General features: G+C 65.2%; 13 protein-coding genes. 10 read left to right on the top strand and 3 right to left on the bottom strand.

All coding sequences use genetic code 11. From position 1 onward, the window contains the following. Positions 1-18: 18 nt before the first annotated feature. Positions 19-471: a DUF4232 domain-containing protein gene (locus ABF648_RS06825; RefSeq protein ID WP_415631566.1), complete on the bottom strand. Its 453-nt coding sequence runs from the start codon at positions 469-471 to the stop codon at positions 19-21. On the opposite strand from ABF648_RS06825, the gene ABF648_RS06820 reads away from it, so the two are divergent. The 3 genes from ABF648_RS06820 (at position 410) to ABF648_RS06810 (ending at position 4746) form a co-directional block, all read left to right on the top strand. Next, entirely contained in the window at positions 410-625 is a 216-nt protein-coding gene (locus tag ABF648_RS06820; protein ID WP_415631568.1) for a hypothetical protein, read from the top strand. The genes ABF648_RS06825 and ABF648_RS06820 overlap by 62 nt on opposite strands. Positions 626-874: 249 nt before the next feature. Further along, on the top strand, positions 875-2074 hold the full coding sequence (locus tag ABF648_RS06815; RefSeq protein WP_415631547.1) for a metallophosphoesterase family protein: 1200 nt from the start codon (positions 875-877) through the stop codon (positions 2072-2074). Next, positions 2071-4746: an AAA family ATPase gene (locus tag ABF648_RS06810; protein ID WP_415631546.1), complete on the top strand. Its 2676-nt coding sequence runs from the start codon at positions 2071-2073 to the stop codon at positions 4744-4746. The genes ABF648_RS06815 and ABF648_RS06810 overlap by 4 nt, the downstream gene beginning before the upstream one ends. 497 nt (positions 4747-5243) lie before the next feature. Here the strand turns inward: ABF648_RS06810 and ABF648_RS06805 are convergent, their stop codons facing one another. Continuing rightward, a complete protein-coding gene (locus ABF648_RS06805) occupies positions 5244-5717 on the bottom strand; it encodes a PTS sugar transporter subunit IIA (protein WP_415631545.1) in 474 nt (157 codons plus the stop codon). Between the two features lie 243 nt (positions 5718-5960). Between ABF648_RS06805 and ABF648_RS06800 the strand changes: the two genes are divergently transcribed. The 6 genes from ABF648_RS06800 to ABF648_RS06775 all read left to right on the top strand — a co-directional run bounded on the left by ABF648_RS06800 (position 5961) and on the right by ABF648_RS06775 (position 13490). Beyond that, positions 5961-7757, top strand: a complete 1797-nt coding sequence (locus tag ABF648_RS06800; protein ID WP_415631544.1) for an ABC transporter ATP-binding protein — start codon at positions 5961-5963, stop codon at positions 7755-7757. Positions 7758-7897: 140 nt separating this feature from the next. Beyond that, positions 7898-8950, top strand: a complete 1053-nt coding sequence (locus tag ABF648_RS06795) for a hypothetical protein (protein WP_415631543.1) — start codon at positions 7898-7900, stop codon at positions 8948-8950. Positions 8951-9226: 276 nt separating this feature from the next. Continuing rightward, positions 9227-10105: an aminodeoxychorismate lyase gene (locus ABF648_RS06790; protein ID WP_415631542.1), complete on the top strand. Its 879-nt coding sequence runs from the start codon at positions 9227-9229 to the stop codon at positions 10103-10105. Between the two features lie 229 nt (positions 10106-10334). Next, positions 10335-10859: an ECF transporter S component gene (locus ABF648_RS06785; protein WP_415631541.1), complete on the top strand. Its 525-nt coding sequence runs from the start codon at positions 10335-10337 to the stop codon at positions 10857-10859. Beyond that, positions 10852-12720, top strand: a complete 1869-nt coding sequence (locus tag ABF648_RS06780) for an ABC transporter ATP-binding protein (protein ID WP_415631540.1) — start codon at positions 10852-10854, stop codon at positions 12718-12720. The genes ABF648_RS06785 and ABF648_RS06780 overlap by 8 nt, the downstream gene beginning before the upstream one ends. Next, complete coding sequence (locus tag ABF648_RS06775) at positions 12717-13490, top strand: energy-coupling factor transporter transmembrane component T family protein (protein WP_415631539.1); 774 nt, start codon at positions 12717-12719, stop codon at positions 13488-13490. The genes ABF648_RS06780 and ABF648_RS06775 overlap by 4 nt, the downstream gene beginning before the upstream one ends. On the opposite strand, the gene ABF648_RS06770 is transcribed toward ABF648_RS06775, so the two are convergent. Next, positions 13491-14243 (bottom strand): transcriptional regulator, encoded by a 753-nt coding sequence (locus tag ABF648_RS06770; RefSeq protein WP_415631538.1) that lies wholly within the window; start codon positions 14241-14243, stop codon positions 13491-13493. 649 nt (positions 14244-14892) lie between these two features. Here ABF648_RS06770 and ABF648_RS06765 point away from each other — a divergent pair. Then, positions 14893-15417 carry a Dps family protein gene (locus ABF648_RS06765; protein ID WP_415631565.1) on the top strand — a complete coding sequence of 175 codons (525 nt, stop codon included), beginning with the start codon at positions 14893-14895 and terminating at the stop codon, positions 15415-15417. Positions 15418-15579: the final 162 nt, after the last annotated feature.

Genomic DNA, 15579 nt, shown 5'->3' with positions numbered 1-15579 from the left:
CGGTCATGGAATCGATTGTCAGCTGGATGGCTCCATCGGACCCACCGAGATCAGCGCCAGAGCGTCATTGGTGCATGCGGTGAAGCTCGAGGACTGCACGAACAGGGCTGCCGTCTGGTCAGGAGGGTAGATCCGCAGGCCATCGGCGGCCGCCGGCTGGCACTTGTCGGAGGGGAAGTTGCTCGCCTGCACGATGCGCAGGTGCGAGACGGCCGCGGCACGCGGCGCCAAGGTCACCGTCTGCACGGAGCTCTGGTCCACCTGGACACCGGAGGCACCGAGCTGGGTCCCGTTGTTGTTCCCCACGAAGGAGACACCGGGATAGCCCCTCAACGTGCATGTCTGGGTGCCGATGTTCGCGAGCACCAAATTGGGCAACTGGCTGCCGGCTGCTCCTCCGTCTCCGGAATTGAGGCTTGCTCCCAGATCCGAGGACTGGCATGCGGCTGGCGCCCCCGGCGTCGACGACACTGAGCTGGCGGGTCCGGGAGCCACTGCTGGTGCCGAGGTGACTGGCGACTGCGCCGATGTGGAGGCCGTGGCGGTGACCGTGACCGCTGATGGAGATGCGTCCGTCGCACTGGTGGCCGCAGAACCAGCAACGGTGCTGGATTGGGCCGTTTGAGAATTGCCGCTGCACCCGCCCAGGGCCAGGCCCGCAGCGGCGGCACAGGCGAGGACGAGGAATGGACGAGACCTTCGTTGTACTCGTGACATGGCCCCAGGCTACGACAACTGTCGAGGCTGGCAAGGCATTACGCACTATGTGAAGGTTCAGGGAGGACCATTTCCTGATCCTGCCGGCAGATGTCATGAACAGTCGTGTCAGGCCTCCTCCTTAGGATGTCAATCGCATCCCCGGAAGGGAGAAGACATGCGATTCGTGGCCAGCGCCGACTGGCAGCTCGGCATGACGGCGCACTATCTCGATGCTGAGGCGCGTCCTCGCTTCCACCATGCGCGTCTGGAAGCGGTGCGTCGGATCGGCGAGTTGGCGGCCGGTTGCGGTGCGGAGTTCGTGCTGGTCTGCGGCGATGTCTTCGAATCCAACCAGCTGAATCGATCCATCATCGCCCGTACCTTCGAGGTGCTGCGCACCTTCACGATGCCGGTGGTGCTGCTGCCGGGTAACCACGATGCCCTCGATGCAGCATCCATCTACGACTCCCCGGCATTCTCGGACAGTCCTCCCGAGCAACTCCACGTGATCCGCGACAACCATCCTTTCGAAGTGGCACCAGGCGTGCAGATCGTCGGCGCGCCCTGGTTTTCCAAGCACCCGCTGCATGACCTGGTGGCCGAAGCCTGTGCACCGCTCGAGGTGACAACCGCCGGCATGACCCGTGTCATCGCGGGACATGGTGCAGTGAGCACCCTCAATCCCGACCGGGAGTCCCCCGAAACCATCGACGTTGCCGCGTTGACTGCCGTGTTGGATTCTGGGCGCGCCGATGTGGCGGTTCTGGGCGACAGGCACTCGACGACCTCGGTGAGCTCTCGCATCTGGTACCCGGGAACTCCTGAGGTCACGGCACGACGCGAGACCGATCCGGGCAATGCCCTGGTGGTCGACGTCGAGCCCAGCTCGCATGCAGTGTCCGTGCAGAAGGTGCACATCGGACGGTGGCACTTCACCACCCTCGAACAAACTCTGACCGGCATTGACGACGTGGATGCCGTTGCCGAGCGGCTGTCCTCCCTGCCGGAAAAGGACTGCACTGCTGTGTGGCTCGCGTTATCGGGCACATTGAGCACAGCGGGCAAGGCGCGTCTGGACGATGTCGTGGACCGGGCCGGTGATTTGTTCGCACGGCTGGATTACTGGGAGCGCAACACGGATCTCGCAGTGCTGCCCGACCAGCACGATTTCAGCGATCTGGAATTGAGTGGCTTCGCACGGGAGGCTCTCGACGAGCTCATCGTCACAGCCGGCTCGCCGGGGCCGCAGGCAGGAACCGCCAAGGACGCTCTGGGGCTGCTGTACCGCTTCTCCGGAGGAGAAAGCGAAACCGGAGTCGAAAATGCGCGCCGTGCCGGAGGCGGGGATGCGAAGCGTCTCGGAGGCGAATCATGAGGCTGCTGGGAATCACACTGCGCAATTTCCGCGGGGTCGAGGAATCGTCTGTGGACTTCAGCGAGGGAGTCACCGTGGTCCAGGGCCCCAACGAGATCGGCAAATCCTCCATCGTTGAGGCTCTGCGTCTCATCCGGGACGAGAAGGACAGCGCCAAGAAGGCCTGTGTACGCACCGTGCAGCCGGTGGGTTCCGATGTGGGACCAGAGGTTGAGATCAGGCTGCGCATCGGCGGCTATGACATGAAATACCGCAAGCGCTGGCTGCGCTCGACGCTCACCGAACTCGCCATTTTCGGCCCGAAGGCCGAGCAACTGAGTGGCGACCAGGCTCATGCCCGATTCAAGGAGATTCTTGTCAACTGCGTCGACGTGGAATTGCTGGAGGCTCTGGATGTGGCACAGGGCAACTCACTCGACCAGCCGGAACTTGCCCGCATCAATGCCCTGCACCGTGCTCTCGACTCAACGGCCGAGGCCAGCAGCGAACAGGATGCGCTGTCGGCTGCGATTGACCAGGAATACGCCAAGTACTTCACCCGCACCGGGAAGCCCACCGGCAGGCTCAGGGAAGTGGAAGCCCAGCTGACGCAACTGGCTCCTCGGCTGGCCGGCTTGCAGACCCGGAGCGCCGAAATGGACGGCTTTGTCCAGGAGCATGCTCAGAGGGTGGAACAGCGCACCGCCCTGGGTACAGAAGTCTGCGACGCACAGCGCTCACTGGCCGACGCCCAGGAGGCCGATGCACAGGTCTCCACACTGCGCCAGGCGGCAGAGGTGGCCCAGCAGAACAACAACGAGGCGGCCCGGCGCACGGTAGAGGCGAAGGCCAGCATCGCCGTCCGAGCACAGCAGATCACCCAGGTCGGAAAGCGCTCCGAAGAGTGCGAGCGGCTGAGCGGCGTGGCCACCGACCTCGAAAGCGTTCTGACCCAGGCGATGAACCGCTGTGCTGCGGCTGAGCAAGGGGCTGCGACGCTGGATGCGCAGCGCAGGGCGGCGCACAGTGAAACCATCCGGGCCCGAGCCGCGCTCGACCTCAGTGTCGCCCGAGCCGATCACGACAGGCTGTTACACCAGGTCGAGCAGGCCCATGCCAGCGAGGATGCCCGGCTCAAGGCGCTGGCCGCGCTGAACAGCTCCCCCATAGATGATGGGGCCATCGCAAAGCTCGACGAGCTGAGCACTGAGTTGCTGGTGGCGCGCCGTGCCCGCGAGGCGGCGGCGGCACAGCTGCGGGTGCGTGCGCTGGGTGGTCCTGAGGTCACAGTCGATGGGCGCCCGGTGCCGACCGGCTCAGGACACGATGCCAGTGTGCTCACACCGATCCGCATTGAAGCGGCCGGTGTGCTGGAGGTCGACGTGACCCCTGGAACCCCACCGGCCGAGCTGGCCGCGAATGTGTCCAGGGTCGAGAAGGCCCTGGACAGGGCTCTGGCCAGGCACTCGGTGGATTCGGTGGACCAGGCCCGGGTCATCGCCGATCACCGGCGGGAGGCCAGCACCGCTCTGGAACGTGCGGAGGCATCGTTGGAAGCCCTGCTGCAGGGCGAAGAGCTGACTGACCTGGACGAACGGCTGGCCACCCTCAGCGCACGGATCCAACAGGCCGCCAGCTCTTCAGATGACAGCGGCGTGGAAGCCGCAAGCACTTCAGACGGCGGAGTCGAAGCAAGCACGCCGGCCTCCCTGCAGCAGGCGGCCGATGCCGCTCGCGACGCCGAGGAGGGTCTCGTCGCGCAACTCGACCAGGCGAATACCGAAGTCGAGCGTCTTCGCAGCGCCGTCGCCGAAGCGCAGGAAAAGTCGACTCGCACTTCGGCCCAGTTGGAGAGTGCCGGGCGGGAGCTCGACCGGGCATCACAGGAATTGGACAGGGCCCGCTCGGCCCAGGACGATGACGCCTTGCAGCGGGCTTGGCAGGCTGCGTCAGACGAGGCAGCTCTCGCCGAGCAGGCGCTCGAGGCTGCCGAGGCCGCCGTCGACGGGGCCAACCCGGAAACCGTCGCCATGAGGCTTGCCAATGCCCAGGATCTCGTCGCAACCAAGACCAAAGCAGCCAGGACCGTGGACCAGCGCATCGTCGAACTGACTGCCCTGATCGATGACCGTGCTGGCGACGGCATCTACGACGAACTGGCTGGTGCACAGGCTGCGCTGGAGGCAGCCACCACCGAGCACGAGCGGCTCGAGCGATCCGCACAGGCGATCGCCCTGCTGCAAGAGACCATGGAGCGCCACCGCAGCGAGATGCAGCAGCGCTATGTCGCGCCGTTCAGGGAGCACATGGAACGTCTGGGGCGTGTGGTCTTCGGCAGCAGTTTCCAGGTGGAGATCTCTCCTGAACTCGTGGTGGAGTCCCGCACTCTCGATGGGCGAACGGTGCCCTTCGGCTCGTTGTCGGCAGGCGCGAGGGAGCAGATTGCGCTGCTGGGCAGGCTCGCCAGCGCACAACTGATCGATGCCGACGAGGGTGCACCGGTGATCCTCGACGACTCCCTCGGTTTCGCCGATCCCATCCGCTTGGACCAGCTCAATGTCGTCCTCAACGATGTGGGGCACAGCGCGCAGGTGATCATCCTCACCTGCCAACCCGGTCGTTTCGGCTCGATCGGTGGTGCCAAGGTCGTCGACCTGGCGACCACCTCCGGGCCGACCGCAGCAGATATCTGAGGTACGGGCCCGGTCCAGCCGAGATCACCCGGCCCTTCAGCCAGTCTGTGGGACGGTGCCGAAGTCCGAGTCGAAGGTGGCGGAGATCGCAGAGACGAGGGCCGGATCGGTGATGTTGAGACTGCACTCTCCCGATTCCTGGCGAGCGAGGCCACGGCGGCGTTCTGGCTGCCGAGCAGCGCCGAGCTGCCGTCGACGATGATCTGTTCCTCGTGGATGGAGAGCTCGTGGGAGGAATCGGGGTAGGTGTGAACCCGGCAACCGGAGGCCTGAGATGGTCGAATGAGCTGTGCTGCGCATGGAAGAAGGCAACGACCAGATGAGCCGACAGGGCCCGAATGAACTGGCAGCGCTGTCACCACATGTCTTTGCCCGGACACAGGACAGCACAGCGCCTCGCAGCTGCAGCTGCGAGGCGCTGTACCTTCAGAACGGGCATGAACCGTGGAGGCGTGGGATCCATGCCCGCAGGTCATGGTTCTCGAGGCCGTCCAGGGTCAGCGGGCACTCACTGCGCGGCTGCGCATCTTGACGGACTCGCCGTCGCTGAGGATGCGGCGCACATCGTCCGGCCTCTTGGCGGTGAGCAGCTCGTCCAGGCACAGCGGATCAGCGAGGATGCCGGCCAGCGCGGAAACGATGACGAGATCTGCGTGCTCATCGGTGGCCGCGAGTCCGATGAGCAGCTTGACGGGATCGTACTTTGCATGCCCGAAATTGACCGGCTCAGCCAACCGCACGAAGCTCAGGCCAGTGTCGTAGACATTCTTCGAGGGACGGGCATGTGCAAGGGCGATTCCGGGCGCCACGACGATATAGGGCCCGTGCTTGTCGACTTCTTCGATCATCTGGCGGGTGTAGCCACGATTTGCCACACCGGCCATCTCAAGACCCTTCCCGGCCAGCTGAATCGCCTCGTGCCAGTCGTCGGCATAAGCATCCAGGGCAACGGCTGCATCCGGCATCACCATTGAAAGAAACATTTGAGTGCCTCCACATCATCGTGGTCCGGCCGGAATGTCACCGACCGGTTAACTAATTGCTACGAACGTGTTACACACTAGCCGTTGTCCCTGGTCACGGCAACCAGGACCCGGCATTCGATGACCGTCCGAAATCCTGCCGAGCACGGTGGGCAAGGCCTGCGCTAGGTCATCGGATCATGTCGTGGCAGGATCGGCAGGTGCGCTCCGGAAGGCGCTCAGGAGGGGCCGATGAGCGACGCATTCGTTCCCGTACGCGGTGCGGCGCGCGTCTCTGCGGCGGATCGTCAGCAGCTCGCCGAATCCCCGGTGAGTCTGCGTCGCACCCTCGGGCTGTTCTCGGGCCACCGGCTCCGGCTGGCCGGGGTGCTGGCCATCATCGTTGCGGCCTCGGTCGTCTCGCTGGCGCAACCATTCCTGCTGCGCGCCATCATCGACACTGCCCTGCCGCACCATGACAATGTCCTGCTGGTGCGGCTGGTCGCCGGGATGATCTTCATCGCGGTGGTTTCCGGGGTGCTCGGAGTGTGGCAGACCTGGTTGGCCTCGGTGATGGGCGAGAACGTCATGCACAACCTGCGCGTGCGTGTCTTCGAGCACCTGCAGTACCAGTCCATCGCCTTCTTCAAGCGCACCCGAGGCGGGGAGATCCAATCGCGCCTGCTGCAGGATGTCGCCGGACTCCAGACCGTCGTCACCACCACTTCGACATCGATCGCCTCCAACGCCACCACCACGGTGGCAACCGCGGTGGCAATGATCGCGCTGAGCTGGCGTCTCTCGCTGATCTCGCTGGTGATCATCCCCCCGGCGGCTCTCATGACCCGTCAGGTCGCCCTGATGCGACGCGACGTCACCGCGCAACGACAGCGAGCACTCGCAGACCTGCACTCCCAGGTGGAGGACGCACTGAGCATCAACGGCGCCCTGCTGTCCAAGACGCTGGGCAGCGACCAGGTGGCCAGCGACCGCTTCGCCACCACCTCTGCCGAACTCGCCGACCTCGACGTGCGATCTCAGCTCGCCGGACGCTGGCGGATGGCCATGATGAGCATTCTGTTCGCCACGATCCCCGCGCTGCTCTATCTGACCGGTGCCTTCCCCGCTTTTTGGGGGGACATCAGCATCGGCACTCTGATCGCCTTCGCCAGCCTGCAGACCACCATCTTCCGGCCCGTCCAGGGTCTGCTCAACACCAGCGCGCAGTGGGTGGCCTCGATGGCCCTGCTGAGCAGGATCTTCGGATACCTGGATCTCCCGGTGGAGGTGACCGAACCCGACCATCCGGTGACAGTGGAGCTGGCACGGGTGCGGGGTGAGGTGCGCTTCGCGCATGTCTCCTACCGCTTCCCCGACGGCGAGAGGGATGCGCTGAGCGACATCGATCTGCGGATCGAGCCAGGCCACTCGCTGGCTGTGGTGGGCGAGACCGGTTCTGGAAAATCCACGCTGGCCTCGCTGCTGGTCAGACTCGCCGATCCCACCAGCGGCCAGGTGCTCGTCGACGGTATCGACCTGCGGAATTTCGCGAGCGCGGATCGATCAAGAATCATCGGCATGGTCACCCAGGAGACCTACCTCACGCACACCACCATTGAGGAGAATCTGCGGCGTGCCGCACCCGGCGCCACCGATGACCAGCTGCGCCGGGCGCTGGAGGCAGCTCAGCTCGACGAGGTGATCGCGGCCCTGCCCGATGGCATTGAGACGGTGGTCGGTGCCCGCGGGCACCGGTTCAGCGGCGGTGAGCGCCAACGCCTGGCGATTGCCCGGACCCTGCTGGTGAACCCACCCATCCTGGTGCTGGACGAGGCCACCTCCGCGCTGGACAACGACACCGAACGCGAACTGCAGACGGCCCTGAACGAGCTGATGGCCGGACGCACCACCCTCACCATCGCCCACCGCCTGAGCACCATCAAGAACGCCGACGAGATCATCGTGCTCGACCATGGCCGCATCGCCGAACGCGGCAGCCATGCCGAACTGCTCGCCGCGGCCGGGAAATACGCCCGGCTCGCCGGCTGAACCCAACTCATGGCTGGGCCCTCACCGGCTCAAAGCGGCGTCACAAGTGCCCTTCCTAGTTTCAGGACTGTTCGAGACGCAGATCCGGGTTCTCCGTAGCCGCCCGGCATCAAGGGACCGTCCCGATGGGAAGAGTGGTCATGATGTCCAAGAGAAGTCGGACACAGCACAGCGGGGCGGGGCTCCGCACCGCCAAGATGGTTGCCGGACTGCTCGTCATCGGCTGGGTGGCCACGATTGCCGTACTGCAACCCTGGTCAGCCTCCCGGGCGGCGGCCACCACCCTCAATTCAGCGGTCTCTGACGCAGTCAACCAGGCATCGAACCAGGGCATCACCCAGTACGTCTCGATCATCGACCGCTCCACCGGGAAGGTCCTCTACTCCACCTCCAACGCCACCACGCCCGTTGCGAGCGAGTCCATCGTCAAGCTCTACATCGCAGTGTGGTGGCTGCACCAGACCAATGGCAATGCCGCTGCGGTGTCCTGCGGAGACATCGGATACATGGTCCGTGAGTCCGATGACGACACCGCCACGAGCTGTTGGCGTCAGGACATCCTGTCCGATGTGTCGAGCTGGTACGGACTGACGAATTCCTACAACAATCCCAGCGACTGGACCTACTGGGGTGCCGCCCACATTTCCGCGGCCGATGTGGCGACCCTGCTGTACAGGGCAGCAAATGATCCGCTGGTGGGCGACTGGCTCACCACCCAGATGGGTCAGACCACGTCGATCAGCGCCGACGGCTACGACCAGGACTTCGGCTTCCGTGCCATCACCGGCGCTGAGAGCAAGCAGGGCTGGGACAATGACGGCTATTGGCTGCCCGAGACGGGGATGATCCACACCGCCGGCTATGTCGGCAATGTGGCCGCGGTCGTCCTGCAGATGGGCGACCTCGCCACGCAGGAAGATCTCATGCACACCACCTCCACGGCGACGGCCCAGGCCATCGCCGACAACAGCCAGCAGCCGGCAACGATCTCGACCAATCAGTCCACTCAGTCAGCAGCCTCCACCGTTCCGCCGAGCGCATCCACCTCGTCCACTGCTGCTGCGAAGGCCCAGGCGGCCAATGCGATCTCGACGAAGGTCACGACATCCTCACCAGCAGCCCAAGAAGACTTCTGGGCCAGTGTGCGCGCTGCGGTTCACCGGATCGTCGGGAACATTCTCGAGAAGCTCTGAGCTGTCCGCCTGGTGAAACCGGGCTCTCAGCAGGCGCCTGTCCGGGGGCGATGCATTTCGTACGGCTGCGGGTTGCAAGGCTGAGGGCCTCCCAAGATCGGCTGGGCGTGTCATCATCGAGAGAAGGTGGAGATCGTCGACAGCGATGTCGGGATCATCACCGCCGGATTGCGCTGCAGGCACCGATTGGGTACCCAATTGATCGCCCGGCAGCCCTGAACACATGAACGGCCCTGACCGCTAGGTCAATGCCGCATGGACAGCATAGGAGCGATCGTGACTGCCTGCATCTTCGTCTCTCCCGCCGAGGAATCCGCCGGCGCCGCCCGTGCGGATCGCCTGCATCCGGTGGATCCGGCGGCACCCCAGATTCCTGTGACCGATCTCGGCGTCACCCGCGGGGATGGCATCTTCGAGGTGATCGGTGTCAGATCTGGCCACCCTCTGATGCTGGAAGCCCATCTGCACCGGCTGGCCAATTCCGCCGTCATGCTCGACCTTCCGACCCTCGACCTCGAGGCGATCCGCGCTGCCGTGCTGCAGGTCATCGAGTCCGACGGGCTCCTTGTCGAGTCGTCGGTCAAGGTCGTGGTGACCCGCGGCGTCGAGGGCACTGGCGTGCCAATCTGCTGGGTGCTCTCTTCCCCGGCCGAGGACTTCAGGAAGGATCGCACCGAAGGAGTCCGGGTGGTGCTGCTGGACCGCGGCTACCCGCATGACATCGCAGCTCGGGCACCATGGCTGCTGACGGGAGCCAAGACGCTGTCCTATGCAGTCAACAAGGCCGTGCTGCGCGAGGCTGCGCGGCGCGACGCCGACGATGTCATCTTCACAAGCTCAGATGGCTATCTGCTCGAGGGACCCAGCTCGAACCTCATCGCAAAATTCGGCTCCCGCATCTGGACGCCCGCCCCGGCGCAGGGCATCCTGCGCGGCACCACCCAGGCGGCGGTTTTCGAGGTGTTCAGCGAACTGGGATTCTCCACCGCCGAGGTGCTCATGATGGTCGACCAGGTCGTCGACGCAGATGCGCTGTGGCTGGCCTCCTCCACCCGGCTGCTCGCACCGGTGCGTGCGGTGGACGGTCACGAGATCGCCGTTGACCACGAGCTCAGCGACGCCGTCAACGAGTCGCTGCTGTCCGGCACGCGATGATCCCTGGCCAGAGTTCCACCTTGTCCGGGTTTGACGGCCGACACCGTGACCGATTTGCCGCGCTGTCATTCACTCGTCGAACTGCCTGCCGAGCCGACGGACACGCCCACTAGCATCTACCGGGTTCGCCCGGGTGGTACAACCCCGGTCACCCGCGTCGTGACGGCGCATTCTTGTGATGCCTCGTGCACGTGATGCTCCGTCATGGCGCACAACTGCCAGGAGTGTCATGTCCTTGTCCCACCAGCCTGCCGATGTGCGCAGCTCCCGAGTGTCGGCGCGCAGTGTGGCCGTCATGGCCGTATTCATCGCGCTGAGCGCCGTAGGTGCCCTCATCAAGATCCCGAGTCCGGCGGGAACCGTCGCCTTCGATTCGGCGCCCGGATACTTCGTGGCGCTGGCCTTCGGCGGCCCGATGGGCTTCGTCGTCATCGCGCTGGGCCACATCCTCACCGCTTCGATGGCCGGATTCCCCTATACCCTGCCCGTTCACCTGGCGATTGCCGTGGGCATGGGCATCTGCGCATTGCTGCTGCGCTGGATCGGCCACCGCGGTGGCCTGCTGAATCTGGTGATCGGCGGCGTTGTCGCGGTGCTGTTCAACACCTTTGCGCTGGCTCTGGTCGTGGTACCGACCGGCGGTTGGGGCGCCTATGTGGCCGTCATCCCATCGCTGCTGGTGGGTGCGATACTCAATGTCGCCGTAGCTTCGATCGCCTGGCGCTCGCTGCGCGGCACGCGTCTCGTTGACTGATCCTGTCGGCCGGCCAGACACCGCGAACGGCGCCGCCGCGTGGGGACAGGTCGACATCGAGGGGCTCGGCTACTGCTACCCCCGCAGCGACCGATCCACCCTCAACGGGGCGACGGCACAGCTCGTGGCAGGCAGTTTCACTGTCGTGATGGGACGGGCGGGGTCTGGAAAGTCGTCCCTGCTGATGACTCTCAATGGCGTGATCCCCCAATTGCTCGGCGGCCGATTGAGTGGCCGCATCCTCCTTGACGGAGCTGATCTGGCAGAGCACCGGGTGCAGGCGATCACCCGATGTGTCGGCCTGCTGCAACAAGATCCCGAGGCGCAGGTGCTTGGGCGGACCGTCCTGGAGGATGTCGCCTTCGGCCCACGCAACCATCAGCTGCCGCGCGCCGAGATCCTCGATCGGGTGCGCGAATGCTTGCAATTGGTGAGTCTGAACGACATGACGGACCGCGTCACCAGCAAGCTGTCGGGTGGGGAGCTGCAGAGAGTAGCGCTGGCTGGGATTCTCGCCATGAAGCCGCAGGTCATCTGCCTGGACGAGCCCGCGTCCCAGCTCGATCCCGCTGGGCGACGACAGGTCTATGCGGCCGTCGATGCCCTTCGCCACCAACGGCATTGCACCCTGGTCGTCGCCGAGCACGAACCCGCCGATGTGATCGGGCGCGCGGATCAGCTGGTTGTGCTGGACAAGGGCGCAGTGGCTTGGCAGGGCAGGCCGGAGGATTTCTTCCGTGACCCGACGCTGGTTGGGACACTTGGCATCAAAGCGCTTCCCATCACCCGCATCTTCGAGCCACTGGTTGCCCATCGGCTGCTCAGCGCCGAACAGATGCCGCTGGATGTCGCCAGCGCCGAAGCCGTGTTGCACACGCTCTCGGTGGTACGAGGCAGGGATGTGCGGCCTCCTGCTCCTGCACAGGTGGCCCTGTGCAATGAAGTGGCCCTGTGCGATGAAACCGTGCAGGATCGTTTTCCGGATTCCCCACCCCCCGACAGGGCCCTCCCCGGTGATCAGCACGTTTCCAGGTCACCAGAGACGGTCGGGATCAAAGGATTGCGCCATGTCTTCTCCAATGGGGTGATCGGTCTCGACGGGGTCGACCTGCACATCGAGGCTGGCGATTTCGTGGCCCTGGTCGGGCCGAACGGCGCGGGCAAGACCACCCTCGTGCGCCACCTCAATGGGCTTCTTCGCGCCGCTCCGGGACGGGTGAGGGTCAACGGCGCCGAAGTTGCTGACCGGCCGGTGCATGAGTTGGCGCACCAGGTGGGATTCGTGTTTCAGAATCCGGACCACCAAATATTCTGCCGTACGGTTGCCGAAGAAGTCGGCTACGGACTCAGGGTCGCCAAGATCCCCCATGATGAGGTACGACGCCGGGTCGGCGAGGTCTTGGAACTGGTCGGGCTGGCTGCGGTGCGTGAGGATCATCCGCTGGTTCTCAGCCGGGGCCAGCGGCGCCTGGTGGCGGTCGCCTCGGTGCTGGTGCTCAGACCTGGCATCCTGGTGCTCGACGAGCCCACCACCGGTCAGGACGTGCCGGGAACCGACGCGCTGATGACAATTGTCGGCCGGCTCAATGCCGATGGCACGACCGTCATCATGGTCTGCCACGACATGGATCTGGTCGCTCACCACGCCCGGCGCGTCGTGGCCATGGACAAGGGACGTGTCGTTGCCGATGGCCCCACCGCCGAGGTGCTCAGCGACACTTCCTTGTGGGAGCGCGGGGTGCTGGCACCCACCCAGCCCGTCGAACTGTGCCATCGATTGTGGCCAGGCTCCCCAGCGCTGCTGGACGAGGCCACCCTGGGCCGTCATCTCCTGGCCGAACTTCTCGGGAAAGGCCCATGAACCGGCTCACACGTCTCGACGTGAGGACGAAAACCCTTGTCTTCGTGCTGCTGGTGGTCCAATTCCTGGTGGTCGACCATCCCGCCTGGAACGGCCTGCTGTTCGCCGCGATCCTCATTGCGCTGCTGATGTGCCGGGCTCCGCTTCGTGGAACGGTCCAGGCGCTCCGGCCGCTGATGAGCCTGTTCGTCTTCGTCGCCGTCTTCGCGCTGTTCACGCCGCCGCGCTTCCACCACGCCGGACACACCACGGTGCTGTTCAGCCTCTCGGGACTGCACGCCACCACGGGAGGGTTGCTCACGGGCGTCGGCTTCATCATCCGGATCCTGGCGCTGGTGGTACTCACCGGCGCCTATCTCGGCTCGACGGATGTCGATGAGCTGCTTCGTGGCCTGGACTGGGCGCATGCGCCCTATTGGCTGGGCGTGCTGGTGACGACCGCGATCAGCTTCGTACCCACCATGACGCGCCGCAAGGATCTGGTCTGGGACGCCCAGCGGGCACGCGGTGCCGACCCCGCCAGACACGGGCCCTTCGGTGCGGTCCGCGCCTTCATCCCGATCATGATTCCACTGCTGACTTCGGCGATCACAATGGCTGATGCCCTCTCGGTGGCGCTCACCAGCCGTGGCTACGGAGCGAGCGCGCGGATGACCCCACTGCGCGATCTCCGTTGGCACTGGTGGGACACCGCAGTCAGCGCCACAGCAGTGTTCGCCTGCGTGGCCTGGTTATGGGCCCGCTTCGTACTCGGCCTCGGGCGCATCTGATCAGGCCAGCCGGGCCACCAGGTGGACTGGCAGATCGGACGGCGAGTTTGTCACCGCTGTGACAAGCTGTGTTATGGCCGCCACATCGCCCGGCGCGCAACTCACCAGCACAGCGCTCGCCGGGCCGCCGGAATCCTGCCGCGCCACTAGCGCCGGTTCCTCCCAGCACACGTCCAGACCGGCAGACGCCGCCAGCTGGGGCACTTCGAAGGCAAGACCGCGCGAACCCACCGGCAGCATGTCGTGGGCAAGACCGCTGGCTGCGACAGCCTGCACCTGCGCCACCGAGACCTGCTGGGGATGTCCGATGAAGATGTCCTCATCTGGCGCGGAGACCGGCAGTCCGAGGCACAGCACCGCATCGCCGGGCCACCCACCGCCCGACAGCAGGTCCTCGGGCCTGCGGAGCCGTCCGAGCACCACGGTTCCCACCCCGGTGGCCCGGGTGGGGACATTCTCCTCGGTGCTGCCACCGACCGCGTCACCTGGGATTCCCACCTGTCCGGCCAGCCGCACCATCTCGTCGATCATCGCCCGTCCGGTCGGATCCATCTCGACGCACAGTGTGTCGATGACCATCATCGGCCGGGCCCCGGAGCACAGCACCTCCAGCAGTGGCACCCGCAGCGCGAAGTGCGCTGTGGTCACGGCATCGACAGCCACGCTGTCGTATTCCTTGGGCCCAATCCCGCCGCATGAGTCACAGGCGATGACCAGATCGTCGAACAGCATCAAGTCCCTGATCCGCCGCACGCTTCCTCCGCTCTCAGTTCGGTAGTGGTGCCTGACTTGCAGATTCATGCAGCCCAGATCGATCAGTGCGATCCCTGGGTGAACGACATCATGAACGTTCCGCATCGCACATGTCGCGTCGTGGGCTCTGCAGATGTCCTCGATCTGAGCGTGACCATGCCGACAGGCAAACCAGTACTCTCCCTGCTCCCACCAAATTGTGCGCAGTGGGCTTGCCGTGAGGATCACGCAGGAATCCATCGTCACGGGCTTGATTCGCCGGATGGGCGGGAACAGTGTCTCACGAGCCTCACTGGCGCTGATGGACATGGAAATCAACCCTTGGCCCGGTCGGTCAGGCCCAGCAACCGCAACGCGATCCGCTGGCGCCGCGCCCAGCCACACCCGACGCTGCCCAACAACAGGTACCGTCCGAGCTCGGGCGTCACCCGCCCCGGGCCAGTCCCGAAGCTGCGGGTGAAACAGGCCTCACAAAGTACCGTTTTCAAGCACAGGAAGTCCCTCCGGCATCCCGGAATACCTGGGCTCGCAAACCTGTTGCCACTACCGTGGGACATGGCAGGGCTTCCCGACAAGGGGAAGCCGGCAGCATCCCAGACAACTTCTAAACGGACCAGACAGAAGAGAGATAAAACCAATGGCTGACGTCATCTCGAACGAGACTGTTTCCGCAACTTCGACTGGTGCGCACAGCACCCCGAAGCAGAACTCCGAAAAGGGCTTCGTCGCTTCTGACAAGCTCATCGCCTCGCTGCAGCAGGTGCTGGTCGACCTCATCGATCTAGCTCTTCAGGGCAAGCAGGCGCACTGGAATGTTGTGGGCACGAACTTCCGCGATCTCCACCTCCAGTTGGACGAGGTCGTCGAAGAGGCCCAGGAGCACTCCGACATCATGGCCGAGCGTCTGCGCGCACTGCATGCCACGGCTGATGGCCGCGCAGCGACGGTGGCCGCAACCACCAGCCTGCCGGCCTTCCCGGAGGGCGAGCTCGACACCCACAAGGTGATCGCCCTCATCGTCGAGCGCATTGACGACGCAGTCGCCACCGTGCGTGAGGTGCATGACTCGGTGGACGCCGAGGATCCGACTACCGCCGATCTGCTGCACACCATCATCGACGAGTTCGAGAAGCTGTCCTGGATGGTGAGCTCGGAGATTCGCACCGCCAAGTGAGCTTGGTGATTCACAGCAACTGATGGGTTCATCGCAACTGACCTGGTGAGGGGGCCCCCCCCCCCGGGGGGGGGGGGGCCCCCCCCCCACCCCCCCGCCGGTGGTGGCTCACCCCCCGCCGGGGCGCCGGCGAGCCCGCGCCGCCCCCCACCGGGGGGGGGG

The organism is Propionibacterium sp. (assembly GCF_047719395.1).
Taxonomy (GTDB): Bacteria; Actinomycetota; Actinomycetes; order Propionibacteriales; family Propionibacteriaceae; genus Propionibacterium.
The sequence above is the reverse complement of the archived record's forward strand: the minus strand, read 5'-3'. Positions and strand labels throughout refer to the sequence as shown.